Below are 15,879 nucleotides of genomic sequence, written 5' to 3'. Positions count from 1 at the left end.
CATCAGTTCAGTTTGAAAGTCGGCTTGACTGATGGTGATGCATCCGTGTTAGGAACCTAAATGGGGAGGGTATGATTTTGGATGCTATTAAGCTATTGCTTTTTGTTCCATTTATAGGGTTTTTAGTTTTTTTGCCCTATGCAAATAAAATAGAACCGTACATATTGGGGATGCCTTTTTTGCTATTCTGGGTTGCATTTTGGATGGTGATGGCATCGATCATCTTGATGATTGTCTATAAGTTCGATCCTGATAATAAAGGGAGTGATTCCGAATGAATATCTCATTACTCATCATTTCCATCTTCTTGGTTCTAGCACTTTATTTAGGGATAAAAGCAAGAAATGGGAAGGATATGGACATGGAGCAATTTGCCGTAGGGGGCAGGGGCTTCGGTACATTCTTCATATTTCTGCTGATAGCAGGTGAAATTTATACAACGTTTACATTCCTGGGCGGTAGTGGGTGGGCTTACTCGAAAGGTGCCGCTGCTTATTATGTTCCCGCCTATATTTTCTTAGCCTACGTCCTATCATATTGGCTCGTTCCTAAAATATGGAGATATTCAAAACGTCATTCCATTATCTCTCAGCCAGAGTATTTCGCGTCTAAATATAAAAGCAGGTCAATGGGAATGATCGTTGCTGTATTGGGAAGCTTAGCCCTCGTGCCGTACATAGTCATACAGCTCAAAGGATTAGGTATCATTGTTTCCGAAGCATCTTACGGAGCAATTTCACCAGTTGCTGCAAGTGTCATCGGTGCTGTAGTTGTAACTGCCTATGTAATGATTTCAGGCATTCATGGTTCGGCATGGACAGCCATACTGAAAGATTTCATGATTTTGGTCGTGGTTATCTTTTTAGGGATTTACATTCCATTTCATTATTTCGGAGGCATACAGCCGATGTTCGAGACCGTCCAGGCTGCTAAACCGGAAATGTTGGTTTTGGCAGATCAGGGATTGAGTCAGTCCTGGTTTGTGTCCACCGTTTTGCTGAATGCACTAGGATTTTATTTACTGCCACAAACATTCATGGTCGTTTTATCGTCCAATGGGGAAAAGACCCTTCGCAAAAATGCGATTGCGTTACCGTTATACACATTGTTACTGCTTTTCGTTTTTTTCATTGGATTTACAGCCATCATGGAAATCCCGGGTTTGCAAGGTGCAGATGGGGATCTCTCACTTTTAAGGCTTGCGATTCAAACATTCGATCCATGGGTGATAGGGGTGATCGGGGCTGCAGGTTTATTGACGGCTCTTGTACCGGCTTCAGTCATGCTAATGGCAGCATCGGTAGGTCTGACAAATAGCTTTTACAAAGTTCTCGTCCCTGCCGCGACTGAAAAACATCAATTGATTGTCTCCAGGATCATCATCATCGGTATCTCTATCATTGCTTTAATTGTAACGGTAACGGGCGGCGAGGCCTTGGCCATCATGAATATTATGTCATACAGTTTAATTACCCAACTGGCGCCTTCCTTGTTTTGCAGTTTGCCGAAAACCAATATAATCAATAAGTATGGTGCAATGGCAGGAATATTGGCAGGCGTCCTGATTGTTTTATATGCGACAATTGCAGAGGTGAAGATTGCAACATTCCTGCCGGGTATCCCGCATGTAATTAATGATATCAGTACAGGCGTCATAGCTTTGTTGTTTAATATTCTAGTAACATTCATTGTAAGTGCACTGACTAAGCATATCTCTATGCAAGGGACCGAAATGAATGATCTGGACAAGATATCCTAATTTCTTTTACCAGGCTAATGGAATAAAAAGCATGATTTGGGAGGGCTTTTGTGAAAATTAAAATAACGGCTTGTCAATTTCGTGTAGAAAAGGTAACAACTTTCAATGAATTTCAGGAACAAGTAGAAGGCTTGATCAACCAAGTTCCCGAAAACTCGGATTATATCATTTTTCCTGAACTGTTAACTATCGGGTTATCAGCGGCCTTTGGAGAAGAAGATGGTTCATCCGTTATCAGGATTGATGAATATACCAATCAATACAAAGATCTTTTCAGTTCACTTTCAAGAAAAAGAAAACAGGTCATCATTGCCGGCACGCATCTGGAACGCCGTGAAAATGAATACTTCAATATCGCATACATTTTTGACAAAGACGGATCGGTCGTTGAACATAAAAAAACGCATATTTTTCCTGCGGAAGCGAATTGGCATACCTCTGAAGGTGATGATCTGCAAGTTTACTCCGTAGGTCCGGTTAAGATAGGAATAGCGGTATGTTATGAAGCGGAGATACCTGAAATTTCAAGGATATTATCAGTGAACGGGGCCGACATCATTTTTTGCCCATCATACACATTTACTGAGGCTGGTTTTTGGCGAGTTCGCCATTGCGCACATGCACGTGCAATCGAGAATCAGGTATATTTTGTTCATTGCCCCACTGTTGGTGAACCAGGGTCACCCCTGCCGAACGGATACGGACGCGCCAGTATACTTAGCCCCTGTGACAGCGCTTGGCCAGCAAATGGAGTAGTAGCCGAGGCGGAAATGAATGAACATACAATCATTACCGGTACGGTCGATATGGACGAGCTTTATGAGAATCGAAAAAGTGGTGCAGCAACCACTTTCAAGGATCGCAATCGCCGAAAAGACTTGTATGTGAAATATAAGCCGTATGAAGGGCTGAAGTGGATCCCGAACCATAGTCCGAATAATGATTGTGAAGGTCGAATTAATTCATGAACGGTCGAATAAAGTGGGAGCTAGGTCGAATTAATTCGTGAACGGCCGATTAAAGTGGGAGCTAGGTCGAATTAATTCGTGAACGGCTGAATAAAGTGGGAGCTAGGTCGAATTAATTCGTGAACGATCGAATAAAGTGGGAGCTAGGTCGAATTAATTCGTGAACGGCTGAATAAAGTGGGAGCTAGGTCGAATTAAATCATGAACGGCTGAATAAAGTGGGAGCTAGGTCGAATTAAATCATGAACGGTCGAATAAAGCGGGAGATAGGTCGAATTAAATCATAAACGGCTGAATAAAGTGCGGAGTAGATGGAAAAATGGCCCCTGAACACTGTTTTATTAACCATACCTAGTATCATTCGTGATTTTTCCCGTTAGATGGGTCGAATTAGTTATAGAACTTATCTATTCTCTGGCGCAGGAATCGGAAATTGACTAAATATACGAAATATATTGTCAAATGCTGGCTATATATATTAAAATATATGTAACCATTTCATATTGTAATAATATAGATAGTCACCCTATTTATACCTGTTATGATGTCTGTAATGGCAGGAGGCACAATAATTATGTTTCAGCAGAATACAGTATATATAGTCGGTGAATCGAAGGCGGCGTCCAATAATCCAATTACACAGCAATTCAACTGCTTTTTTATCGGGTTCGTCATTGATCGTGATACGCATGAAATAGTGGATGCGGAATGCTCGACCACGATATCGATTACATCACGCTTCATTCATTCCATGTTAGTTGGTAAATCCATTCTTAGGCCTGATGAAATGGAGAAAGAAATTGAGAAACGGTACTTTGGTTCATCGCAGAAAGCACTGACCGTCGCTCTTAGAAATGCCAGCATTAAATATCAGCAACTTTATAAGTTATAGCTGCTTCATTTGTCAGTCGCAATTGAAATCCAGCTGTTAAAGAGTGTGTACGCGCTCTTTGGCAGCTGGATTTTTTTATGTAGGGCCATGAAGACTTCATTGGCGTGTTTGACTAGATTTCATGATCATGAAATCCCCTAAATATAAGGAGGTTTGGAATATGATTCAAGATGGTGTGATGTTTGTCTGTTTTTTATTGGCATTTACTGCCGTGATAGCCGTAGCGGAAAAAAAGATTGGAGGAAAGTTCTTCAAATATGTTCCTGGTATTGTCCTTATTTATATTGGAGCGGCTCTGATGAAAACATTCGGGGTCTTTTCAGATAGTGAGTCAGTCGAAAGTGCATATAGCACCATACGAGGACTCCTGCTGCCTGCCATGTTGATGCTGATGCTTTTGCAATGCGATATGCGGAAAATAATCAGACTTGGACCAAAGATGCTGTTAACTTTTTTTGCAGCTTCATTCAGCATTATTGGAGGGTTCACTCTTACTTACGTTTTAATGAATGGCTTTTATGCTGAAGGAACTTGGAAGGCATTCTCGGCGTTAAGCGCAAGTTGGACAGGGGGATCTGCCAATATGGTGATCTTGCAAGGCATACTCGATGTGCCGGAAAATATTTTTGGTTATGCGTTGATTATGGATACAGTCAATTATTCCATTTGGGTCATGTTCCTGTTTTGGCTGGTGCCTCTTGCTGGAAAATTCAATATTTGGACTAAAGCGGATACATCTTACATTGATCAAATGACTTCCGAGCTTGAAGCGGGAGAAACCGCCAAGACGGAATTTGGATTTGTGGAGTTGATCGGATTCTTGGCGCTGGCTTTAATTATATCAGCAGGGGCAACCAAAATTGGGGAAAGACTTCCAGTTCTGGTTGCCGCAGTGAATGGTACCACTTGGACGATCATCATCGCTTCCACCGTAGGTTTAATTCTGGCTTTAACAAAGGTTGGACGGATAGCCGGTTCCATGGAAATTTCCAAAGTCATGCTTTATATAGTCATTGGTTTAATTGCTTCCCATGCCGATTTTTCACAGCTGTTCCAAGCACCTGTGTATATTTTATCCGGATTTATGATTCTATTCTTTCATGGATTGATCATGGTGATTTTGGCCAAGATCTTTAAGTTGGATCTATTTACAATGGGAGTTGCCTCATTGGCCAATATAGGGGGTGTGGCATCAGCCCCTATATTGGCAGGAGCATTCAATCGGGCGTTAATACCGGTCGGGATATTGATGGCTGTACTTGGCAGTCTTCTGGGCACCTATTTTGGAATTCTTACATCATATATACTCTCAAGCTTTTAAGGAAGGGTTGTTAAAATGAAGATTGAAAGATTACAAGTATCAGTGGAAACCTTGCCACTTGTCAAGCCATTCAAGACTGCATTACGTACAGCAATGGAAATTGAAAATATCATGGTTACTGTAAAGTTAGAGGATGGAACGGAAGGCTTGGGGGCCGCAGCTCCTACGGTTGCCATCACAGGTGACTCTACAAAAGGAATCATGACGGTCATTGAAGAAGTGATTGCACCACATCTAATTGGCCGCGACATCGAGAATATCAATCTATTGTCTCAGCTGATCCAACGATCTTGTGTAGGTAATACAAGTGCAAAAGCTGCTGTTGAAATCGCTTTGTACGACGCAGTCAGCAAACGATGGCAGCTCCCTTTATATCAATATCTTGGCGGTAAATCGAATGTCCTTAAAAATGATATGACAATCAGCGTTGGTGAACCTGAAGAAATGGCAAAGGTGGCATTGTCCCTCATTGATGGCGGATTTTCTACAATGAAGATAAAACTGGGGAAAGATTGGGAGAGTGATGTGGAGCGGGTTGCCTGCATTCGTGCTGCTGTTGGCGACCAGGTTATGATCAGGATTGATGCAAATCAAGGGTGGACAACAAAACAAGCGATTTCCATCATTCATGAACTCGAGGAAAGAAAGCTGAATGTTGATTTAGTGGAACAGCCCGTCATAGCCCATGACATCGAAGGGTTGAAAGAAATAAAGAGGGCTGTCCAAGTGCCGATCATGGCCGATGAAAGTTTGTTTTCCCCTCGTGACGCCATGAAACTCCTGAATGAACATGCTGTTGATCTTCTTAATATTAAATTAATGAAAACAGGCGGAATTAGACGTGCACTCCAAATTGCCGATATGGCAGAAGCAGCCGGGGTGGAATGCATGATCGGGAGTATGATGGAATCATCCGTGAGTGTAGCGGCCGCTGCTCATCTGGCAACCGCCCATCCAAATATAACGAAGATTGATTTAGATGCTCCATTATGGATTAAGAATGAGCCATTTGAAGGCATTCAATTTATGAAAGATCAACTTCTAATTTCCGATAAACCTGGACTCGGAGTCAAGAGGAAATCCTCATTTACTCAATAAAAACAAATTCGAAAGGGTGATTATTTTGAAAAGGTTAACAATTTTTGTGCTATCTTTATTTGCTATTGGTATTTTAGTATTCAGTCCCAAAGAAGCTAGTTCAAGAGAGAAGCAGAGAATTGCCTATGTTGACGTAAGCGTGGCTACTCTTTGGACGGAGCCGGGATTATTAAGGGAAATCGATGCTCCTTCTACATCGAATCCCGTTGATTTGAATGCCTGGATCGGCTCAATGAAATATGAAGACAAGCTGTGGCTTGTAGGTAACCTGGAAACACAAGCATTATACGGTTCTAAAGTGACGATATTAGAAGATCGGGGTGAATGGGTGAAAGTAGCCGTTGCCAATCAACCGACACCCCGCAATGAAATTGGTTATCCAGGATGGATGCCAAAGGCCCAATTAAAAGACGGAAATTCTTTTGAGAAGCAATTTAAACGAGGATTTGCCCTTGTAAATGCCCCAAAGACTTGGCTTTATTCGGATTCGAAACTTCGGTCCAAATTCATGGAAATCAGCTTCGATACCCGTCTCCCGTTATTGCAGGTGAAAGAAGATAAAGTGAAGGTGATGACACCGAATAATGGAGCAAAATGGGTAGAAAAGCAGGACGTATCAGTCAATCAAAATGACAAACGATTATCTGCTCCTACCGGTAAGGACATCGTTGAATCAGGTAAAGAGTTTTTAGGGCTTCCTTACCTATGGGCTGGAATGTCCGGATTTGGATTTGACTGTTCTGGATTTACCTACACAATGTATCATGCGAATGGAATAACGATCCCAAGGGACTCTTCCGTTCAGGCGCAACATGGTGAAAAGGTGGAACAAGAAAATCTTCAACAAGGTGACTTACTATTTTTTGCCTATGATAAAGGGAAAGGAAAGGTCCATCATGTCGGAATGTATATCGGTGATGGAAAAATGATCCATTCGCCTAACAGCTCAACACATGTAAGGATAGATGAAATAAAAACATCGGGATACGGAGAGGAATATGCTGGAGCAAGAAGATATATTGATTGATTTTTAAAAACCTGAGAGCACGGTGCTCTCAGGTTTTTTTATATGTAAACAAGATTTCAAATCTCTCTAACGGATGACAAAACTTATGACCGACCAATGCCCTTCTCTTCCTGCATACATTGAAAAATCATTTCTTCATGTTTCCTCATCACAATCAAAAGTTATATTTTGATATACCTTTTATTGTTATTAAGTTTATGGTTCATACTATTGTGTAATGTGTGACGAATACATTTGGGTTTTTAGAAGATGAATGGATACAAGTTTAAGGAAAATCATCCATCCGCCATTCAAAGCGAACATCCCGTATTTCATATTGATGATAGGAATAGGAGTGAGGAGCCAGAAGATCCGTATACTTTTATAGTGTATTAAGCTGGAACAACCAATCTGTTTTTTCATGATAGGTGATTTTACCTTTTATTTAAAAGAACAATAAACATCAGTGAAGGGTCATTAATTTTTGTCGTCCCTATGATGTTTTCTTCATATAAAGTTATTTTGAAATAATTTACTGTAATATTTGTTTGGTAGAATCGTAACTTTATAGCCTTTCTACTTGATCGTTTCTAAAAGACGTTCTAAATCCTTATCCATAATGAAAACTTCTATTCTTTCACCTGTTTTGGTGCTTATATCACTGTGAGAAGAAAGAACCTTACATCCGGTATGGTCTTCAACAATTTTTTCGTAATCCTTCGTGTACATTTCACGAAGCAGCGAACGCATTTTCTTTACAAGCTTTTTACCGGAATTGTGACTTACAAGGTGCTTTTCCTCAACAGTCAGAACACCCTTGAAACGGGTTATCAACATATCATTGATAATATACGTTTTAGTTTCTTGAGGTCCTCTTCCAATCAATTCGCGCTGGAACTTAATGAATGCTTCACTTATTTCAGCTTCAAGCCTTTTTTTTGTATTTATCATAATGCCTCCAATTACCTGACCAATTTATGGGGTTTATCATAATGCCATGTTTGAGTTCTTGTCAATAGCAGTTTGTAAAACTTTCGGAAAATGCGAAATAGTTAGTGTTTTAAAGAAATAAAGCAGTTTTGTAGTTTAAATGGTTAAATATGGTCTGTAATGAACGAATATGGAGGTTTTTAAAGATTTATATGAGTTTACAAACCTTCGGTGAGGAGCGTACAATAACCTCAAGAAATACAATTTGATATCGGCCAAATCTCAAGTGATTGAGAACGGAGGACCCACTATTTTTGGGGTTAATTCTGCATTTGCAGAAGGGATGAGATACTCTTTCGCCATCCTACCCGTCAGCTAACTTCGTCGGCTAAAGCGAAGGAGGTCATAAGACCACCTTGATTCAGGAGGCTTTTTTGTTATGCTATAGCAAAATGGCAATCTGACATTTCCGTAGGTCTTTTTATTATGCCTATAATTGAAAAGGTTTCTTGGAAGACGGATCGTGGAGTAAGCGCTATCGCTTGCTGGGCGTTAAGTAGACCAATGATTACTTTTTCTCCATCTATATGTTTGCTTCTGCATATCTTTTCTTTTTCTGATGCGTCAAAGCTCGTGACGCTGTAAGGATAAGGATTTATTTGAGCAGGGCAGCTGTACTGGGGGAAAGTAAGCATTGGTCTATTTTTTTATGCCTTAACTGACGTTTTCCCCTGCCTGGGAAAAGTCAAAGTGTAAAAAAAAGAAAAAGATTGTCCAATTTCATTCAAAGAAAATGGATGCAAACGAATGAAACCTTGGTTTTAGGTTTTTAGCAAAAGGTCTTCTAGATTAAGATACATACTTTTTAAGGAGGTGGATCGGAATAAAAGTGTTTAATAGCTGTGTGGGAGGTGTGATACAAAATGGATGTGATAGCAATTTTACTAATGGTTACACCGTTTATTCTCTTTTTAGGGTTTCTTCATTTTTGTAATAAAGTCATAGCAAATGAGGGTGAGTAGCATGATGTTTTTAATGGTCATCGTCGGAGCGGTTTCGCTGTATTTAATACATGCCTTAATATATCCGGAAAAATACTAATGGTTACTATCGGAGGAATTGCAAATGGATTTTTTACAAATCGTTGTGGTATTGGCAATTGCGGTAATATTAGCCGTGCCGTTGGCTAAGTATTTAACGAGTGTTTATTCTCTTGAAATAACGAAACAAGATCGCATTTTTGGAAGGATGGAACGTTATATCTATAAACTGTCAGGAATTAAGACGCATGATATGACATGGCAGCAGTACGCTAAGGCGCTGTTATTAAGTAATTTAGTGATGTTCTTTATCTCTTATATGATCCTTCGTTTCCAAGGGGAGTTACCAGGCAACCCCAGTGATGTAGACGGCATGGAGCCATTGCTGGCATTCAATACCGCTGCAAGTTTTCTTACGAATACCAATTTACAACATTATAGCGGAGAATCGGCCCTGTCATATTTTTCTCAAATGGCAGTAATCATATTCTTGATGTTCACGACCCCCGCTACAGGCCTTTCAATGTGTATGGCATTCTTTAGAGGGTTAACTGGTCAGCGGAGTTTAGGAAACTTCTATGTGGATTTAATCCGTACGATTTCCCGAGTGCTGCTTCCCTTATCGATTTTGATTGGTTTAATCCTTGTATCTCAAGGGGTTCCGCAAACATTCAGCCCTACTGCAGTTGCTGCAACATTAGAAGGAGCGACCCAACATATAGCAAGGGGACCTGTAGCGGCACTGGAATCGATTAAGCACATAGGTACAAACGGAGGAGGGTTCTTTGGGGTTAACTCAGCCCATCCATTTGAAAATCCGAATGGTTTCACTAATGTATTGGAAATCTTATCCATGTTCCTTATACCTGCTGCCCTTCCGTTGACGTTTGGATATATGGCGAGAAATAAGAAGCAAGGCTGGATCTTATTTTCGGCGATGGGAATCATGCTACTTCTCTTCTTGGGCATGACTTATTTCAATGAAAAAAATGGTAATCCTGCTTTCGAGCAAGTAGGCCTTTCACAAGAGAGTGGGAGTATGGAAGGGAAGGAGGTTCGTTTCGGGGTGGCACAAAGTGCATTATTCACTAGCATCACTACAGCTGCCACTACAGGTTCGGTAAATAATATGCATGATACCCTAACGCCTCTGGGAAGTATAGCACCACTAGCAATGATGATGGTGAATTGTGTATTTGGCGGAGAAGGTGTGGGGACGATCAATATTCTCATGTATTCAATAATGGCTGTATTTCTTGCCGGCCTTATGGTGGGACGTACACCTGAGTTTTTGGGTAAGAAAATTGAAGGGCAGGAGATGAAATTAATAGCTTTAACCATTCTTCTCCACCCATTGATCATATTAGTTCCATCTGCCATCGCTTTAGCGACACAAATGGGATCAGCAGCTATTTCAAATCCTGGTTTTCATGGTATTTCTCAAGTAGTTTATGAGTTTACCTCTTCTGCTGCCAATAATGGATCCGGTTTTGAAGGCTTAGGCGACAATACACCTTTTTGGAATATTTCCACCGGTTTAGTCATGTTGTTCGGCCGTTACTTTTCGATGCTCGCAATGATCGCTGTCGCAGGATCATTACTGGTAAAGAAACGTGTTCCTGAGACAATTGGAACATTCAAAACGGATAATAGTACCTTCCTTGTCATTCTTTTAGTAACGGTTTTAATTATAGGAGCTTTGACTTTCTTTCCCATAATAGCACTTGGACCAATCGCTGAATGGCTTACGATTAGATAAATGTTGAAAAGGGGCATTCCAAATGAGTACAGACCGAATAGCAAATCTAAATAAGAACATTGTTTATGAGGCAAGTAAAGATGCACTCAAAAAATTGAATCCAAAAGTAATGGCTCGCAATCCAGTCATGTTTGTTGTTGAAGTGGGATTTATCATAACCTTAATTTTGTCTATATTCCCTGAAATTTTTGGTGGAATAGCTGACAGGGGGTATAACGTTGCAGTAACGATCATTTTATTTGTAACGATCATTTTCGCCAATTTTGCGGAAGCTCTTGCTGAGGGACGCGGAAAGGCACAAGCTAATAGCCTCAAAAAGACAAAGCAGGATACAAAAGCAAGGTTAATCCAGAAAGATGGTTCCATAAAAATAGTCGATGCCTTGCATTTACGTAAAGGTGATATGGTTTTAGTGAAGGCAAACGATTTGATACCAGCCGATGGAGAAATCATCGAAGGAGTGGCTGCTATAGATGAATCAGCGATCACGGGTGAATCAGCTTCCGTAATAAAAGAACCGGGTGGAGATTTCAGTTCTGTAACAGGCGGTACAAAAGTTATCAGTGATTATATCAAAGTTAAAGTCAGTGCAGATCCTGGGGAATCTTTTCTTGACCGGATGATTAATTTGGTGGAAGGAGCTAAAAGGCAAAAAACACCGAATGAAATCGCACTGGGTACACTTCTGGTCAGCTTGACCATTATCTTTTTGCTTGTATGTACGACGCTTGTGCCAATTGCGTCCTATATACAAGTTACCTTGCCCATCGCTACACTTGTAGCTTTACTGATTTGCTTGATTCCCACAACGATAGGGGGTTTGCTCTCAGCCATAGGAATAGCTGGGATGGATAGGGTAACACAATTCAATGTCATAGCGAAGTCTGGAAAATCAGTGGAAGCCGCAGGTGATATCAATACGATCATCCTTGATAAAACAGGAACGATAACACATGGGAACCGCATGGCCTCTGCCTTAATACCGGCTAGCGGTATAAGTCAGGAGGTGCTTACCCAATATGCCGTATACGCATCTTTACATGATGATACCCCTGAGGGCCGTTCCGTTGTGGAATTTGCAAAAAAAATCGGGTTGCCTGAAAATACGCTGAATAAAACGGGTTCGGTAGGAATTGAATTTACGGCTGAAACCAGAATGAGCGGAACTGACTTTTCTGATGGGAAAAGAATCCGAAAAGGTGCAGTTGATACGATCATTAAATATATAGAGCAACAAGGGGGAAAAGTGCCAACCGGTTTAAAAGATACGTGTGATGAAGTGGCCCAAAAAGGCGGTACCCCACTGGTTGTCACAGAGGGAAACCGTATACTTGGCACAATTTACTTGAAAGATACAGTGAAACCAGGCATGAAGGAACGATTTGATGAGTTAAGGAAAATGGGGATTAAAAGCATAATGTGCACAGGGGATAACCCATTAACCGCTGCAACTATTGCTAAAGAAGCAGGAGTCGATGATTTTATCGCAGAGGCTAAGCCGGAGGATAAAATTTCCGTCATCAAGCGGGAACAAGCGGATGGCAAGCTTGTTGCCATGACTGGAGATGGCACAAACGATGCCCCTGCATTGGCACAGGCAGATGTAGGGTTGGCGATGAATACAGGAACAAACGCGGCGAAGGAAGCCGCTAATATGGTGGATTTAGATTCAGATCCTACAAAAATCATTGAAGTGGTATCCATTGGGAAACAATTGCTCATGACCCGGGGGGCATTGACAACCTTTAGCATCGCTAATGATGTAGCTAAATATTTTGCGATAATCCCAGCCATGTTCATGTTGGCGATACCTCAAATGAAAGCCCTGAACATTATGGGTTTAGCAACACCACAAAGCGCCATATTATCAGCTTTAATATTTAACGCCATTATCATTCCATTGCTAATTCCCTTGGCAATGAAAGGGGTTAAATATGTTCCTATGAGCGCTACAAGATTGTTGATGAGGAATTTGTCCCTTTATGGAGTAGGGGGAGTGTTAGTTCCCTTCATTGGAATTAAAGTAATTGATTTACTTCTTGTCGTGTTTAGAGTGATTTAAAAATATAAATTAAGGGTGGAAATCCATGTTAAAAAACTTACGTTTGGTTTTTGTGCTTCTTATCATATGTGGAGTGGCCTATCCGGTGCTGATGACAGGCCTTGCACAGTTGACGATGCCCACAAAAGCAGAAGGCAGTTTAATTAAGAGTGAATCGGGCGAAATTATCGGATCCGAAATGATCGGCCAATCCTTTAAAGACCCTTGGTACTTTCAAGGACGTGTTTCATCTATTGAATATGATGCAGCTAATTCAGGTACGTTAAACTATTCTCCTTCAAATGAAGAGCTCATTGATCGGACAAAAAAGGATATTTCAAAATTTATAGAAGAAAACCCTACTGTCGATAAAGCAGACATACCAACTGATTTAATGACAAATTCTGGGTCAGGGCTTGATCCCAATATTTCTCCTGATGGCGCCAAGGTACAGGTTCCCCGTATTGCTCATGAAAGGGAATTGTCTGAAAAAAAGGTATATCTTCTTGTGGAAAAATATACCAGCAGTAGATCTTTTGGACTTTTTGGCGAACCTCGAATTAATGTTTTGGAGTTAAATATGGCATTGGACGAATTAAAATAAATTTGTTGTAGAGAGGGAGTTTCTCTCCGATTGCAATAGATCTAATAAGGAGGTGTTAATATGTCGGAACAATTTCGCAGGAAAACATCAGATGAAATTCTAGAGTCGATTTCCAATATCAAAAGAGGTAGGCTGAAAATCATACTTGGAGCTGTAAGCGGATCGGGGAAGACCTACCAATTGCTTCTTGAAGGAAATGAATTGAAAAAACGAGGGATTGACGTTGTTGTCGGAATAGTCAGCAAGTCCTGCAGTCCTGGGACATTTAAGCAATTAGGCAGTCTTGAACTTATCCCGACTATAGAATGGGAGCGAAATGGACACATAGAACAGGATGTTGATTTAGATAAGATTTACAACCGGAATCCGGAGGTTGTTTTAGTTGATCGATTGGCCCATGAAAATCATCGTAATGCAAAAAATCCAACCAGATTGGACGACGTCATGGAATTAATTAAGAATGGAATCAGTGTCATTACGACCATAAATATTTATGAATTGAAAGGAGTGAAGAAAGTTGCTGAACAATTACTGAAACTTCCATTTCACGTACAAGTTACAGTGCCTGAAGATACTCTGACAAACGCTGATGAAGTACGTCTTTTGGACGTCACCCCTGAGGCCATTTTAAAACGTCTGCAAAAAGGGGAAATCGAGAAAAAAGACGAAGGGGTGTTACAGTTTTACAATAATGGTAATCTAGCCACTCTTAGGGAATTGTCACTTCGGTATTTAGCTGAAGAAGTTGAAGAGAATCTGACTGAACAAAGGGAACAAGAAGGTTTATTGGGTCCTTCAGGTGCAACGGAGCGAATCTTGGTCTGTGTGCAATATCATTTGAATGGCTCCATATTAATAAGGCGAGGAGATCAAATTGCCAAGCGTTTGGGCGGTGAGTTCATAATAGCTACCTTTATCTCAAAAACAAGAAAACTTTCAAAAGAGGAAATAATATTTAAAAGGTCCATGCAAAAACTGATCACTAAATTAAAGGGAACGTTTATTGAGATAGTAATGAAGGAAGACGAAATAGCAGATGAAATAGTCGAATTTTCCATGCAGCATCAAATAACACGAATTATCCTTGGCCAATCCAAAAAGTCAGCGTGGGAGGAGATGATCAACGGTTCCATAGTCAATAAAATATTGAGAAAATCGAAGAACATGGATGTATTTATTGTAGCAGACAGGGTTAAAGCATTTGGTGAGAGAATCATCCCCGCAATAAAGACGAAAAAAAGGAGTGGAAATCCTTATCACAGACTCACACCTGTGGAATTGCACAAAAAAGTCGAAGGGGTGAAGAGAGGGACATTTAAGATTTATATCGGGGCTGCTCCTGGTGTTGGAAAAACATTTACCATGCTAAGGGAGGCAAATCACTTAAAAGAAAATGGACTTGATGTGGTGATTGGATTACTGGAGACACATGGGCGAAAAGAAACTGCCTCCCAAGTGGGGAATTTAGAAATTGTCCCTAGAAAGCTAATTCCATATAAAAACGTATTATTGGAGGAAATGGATCTTGATGCCGTTATGATACGAAATCCTGAGGTAGTTCTGATAGATGAATTAGCACATACGAATGTACCAGGAATTAAAAATCGAAAAAGATATCAAGATGTAATGACCATTTTGGACTCCGGAATTTCGGTAATTTCTACAATGAATATTCAACATATAGAAAGTTTAAAAGATAGTGTAAAGCAAATAACAGGTGTTTCTGTTAGAGAAACAGTACCTGACAGCATTCTACAACTAGCGGATGAACTTGAGTTGATCGATATCTCCCCAAAGGCGCTCCGGCAAAGGATGGTAGAGGGGGATATATATGCCATGGGTAAAGTAGAACAGTCACTTAGCCATTTCTTCAAGACACAAAACCTTATAGCTTTGAGAGAACTTGCACTCCGTGAATTGGCAGATGATGTGGATGACAGATTAGAGTCATTGAAACGTAAGGAAGGAGTAAGGGGACCATGGAGAGAAGATGAAGTGATTTTTGTCAGCGTCAATCTAAGAGCGGATTCTGAGCGTCTAATTAGAAGGGGGTTCCGCATAGCTTATCGTCTTAAAGCAAATTGGTATGTTATTTTCGTAAAACACCAAAAAGAGCTAAAGACTGATGAAGGGAAGATACTTGATAAACTCGTAAGCCTTACACATCGATTAGGAGGCCATTTTGAATTGCATACAACTAGGAATAAACGTTCAGTGGTCAATGATATTATGAAACAACTACATGAAAAAAAAGCTACACAAATTATTTTAGGGCAATCAGCAAGAACGAGATGGCAAGAAATTAAGGGAGGGTCAATCGTTGTTCGTCTTTTAAGAGATGCTAGACACCTGGATGTTTTGATTGTAGCTGATTAATTCTTATATCAAGCAGTATTTCTTTAGAAATGGTGACAGAGAATTTCTAGAGTTCATTTTACCTGCAGTCATGAGGAAAAATATG

12 protein-coding genes and 1 riboswitch are annotated in these 15,879 nt (G+C 40.4%); of the genes, 11 read left to right on the top strand and 1 reads right to left on the bottom strand.

Annotated elements, in window-relative coordinates; all coding sequences use genetic code 11:
* Positions 1 to 77 precede the first annotated feature (77 nt).
* From MPH60_RS10275 to MPH60_RS10245, 7 genes are all read left to right on the top strand, one after another.
* A complete protein-coding gene (locus MPH60_RS10275; RefSeq protein ID WP_137016757.1) occupies positions 78 to 278 on the top strand; it encodes a DUF3311 domain-containing protein in 201 nt (66 codons plus the stop codon).
* Positions 275 to 1,759, top strand: coding sequence for a sodium:solute symporter family protein (locus MPH60_RS10270; RefSeq protein ID WP_241591777.1), 1,485 nt, complete (start codon positions 275 to 277; stop codon positions 1,757 to 1,759). The genes MPH60_RS10275 and MPH60_RS10270 overlap by 4 nt, the downstream gene beginning before the upstream one ends.
* A gap of 50 nt (positions 1,760 to 1,809) precedes the next feature.
* On the top strand, positions 1,810 to 2,727 hold the full coding sequence (locus MPH60_RS10265) for a carbon-nitrogen hydrolase family protein (protein ID WP_241591775.1): 918 nt from the start codon (positions 1,810 to 1,812) through the stop codon (positions 2,725 to 2,727).
* Between the two features lie 574 nt (positions 2,728 to 3,301).
* On the top strand, positions 3,302 to 3,619 hold the full coding sequence (locus tag MPH60_RS10260) for a DUF3870 domain-containing protein (RefSeq protein ID WP_241591774.1): 318 nt from the start codon (positions 3,302 to 3,304) through the stop codon (positions 3,617 to 3,619).
* Positions 3,620 to 3,779: 160 nt separating this feature from the next.
* Positions 3,780 to 4,940 carry a DUF819 family protein gene (locus tag MPH60_RS10255; protein WP_241591772.1) on the top strand — a complete coding sequence of 387 codons (1,161 nt, stop codon included), beginning with the start codon at positions 3,780 to 3,782 and terminating at the stop codon, positions 4,938 to 4,940.
* 15 nt (positions 4,941 to 4,955) lie between these two features.
* Entirely contained in the window at positions 4,956 to 6,038 is a 1,083-nt protein-coding gene (locus tag MPH60_RS10250) for a dipeptide epimerase (protein WP_241591771.1), read from the top strand.
* 16 nt (positions 6,039 to 6,054) lie between these two features.
* Entirely contained in the window at positions 6,055 to 7,065 is a 1,011-nt protein-coding gene (locus MPH60_RS10245; protein WP_405389732.1) for a C40 family peptidase, read from the top strand.
* Positions 7,066 to 7,620: 555 nt separating this feature from the next.
* Here MPH60_RS10245 and MPH60_RS10240 read toward each other — a convergent pair.
* Entirely contained in the window at positions 7,621 to 7,995 is a 375-nt protein-coding gene (locus MPH60_RS10240) for a DUF2294 domain-containing protein (protein ID WP_241591767.1), read from the bottom strand.
* Between the two features lie 242 nt (positions 7,996 to 8,237).
* Positions 8,238 to 8,379: riboswitch (cyclic di-AMP (ydaO/yuaA leader) on the top strand.
* Positions 8,380 to 9,099: 720 nt separating this feature from the next.
* Here MPH60_RS10240 and kdpA point away from each other — a divergent pair.
* Genes kdpA through MPH60_RS27760 form a run of 4 tightly spaced genes read left to right on the top strand, consistent with a single transcriptional unit; the run spans position 9,100 to position 15,794 of the window.
* Positions 9,100 to 10,773: a potassium-transporting ATPase subunit KdpA gene (gene kdpA, locus MPH60_RS10235; protein ID WP_241591764.1), complete on the top strand. Its 1,674-nt coding sequence runs from the start codon at positions 9,100 to 9,102 to the stop codon at positions 10,771 to 10,773.
* 22 nt (positions 10,774 to 10,795) lie between these two features.
* Positions 10,796 to 12,835, top strand: a complete 2,040-nt coding sequence (gene kdpB / locus MPH60_RS10230; RefSeq protein WP_241591762.1) for a potassium-transporting ATPase subunit KdpB — start codon at positions 10,796 to 10,798, stop codon at positions 12,833 to 12,835.
* A gap of 25 nt (positions 12,836 to 12,860) precedes the next feature.
* Entirely contained in the window at positions 12,861 to 13,418 is a 558-nt protein-coding gene (gene kdpC / locus MPH60_RS10225) for a potassium-transporting ATPase subunit KdpC (protein WP_241591760.1), read from the top strand.
* 60 nt (positions 13,419 to 13,478) lie between these two features.
* On the top strand, positions 13,479 to 15,794 hold the full coding sequence (locus MPH60_RS27760; protein ID WP_272492823.1) for a universal stress protein: 2,316 nt from the start codon (positions 13,479 to 13,481) through the stop codon (positions 15,792 to 15,794).
* The last annotated feature ends 85 nt before the right edge of the window (positions 15,795 to 15,879 follow it).

It is taken from the genome of Peribacillus sp. Aquil_B1, from assembly GCF_022603275.1.
Lineage (GTDB): Bacteria > Bacillota > Bacilli > Bacillales > DSM-1321 > Peribacillus.
The sequence above is the reverse complement of the archived record's forward strand: the minus strand, read 5'-3'. Positions and strand labels throughout refer to the sequence as shown.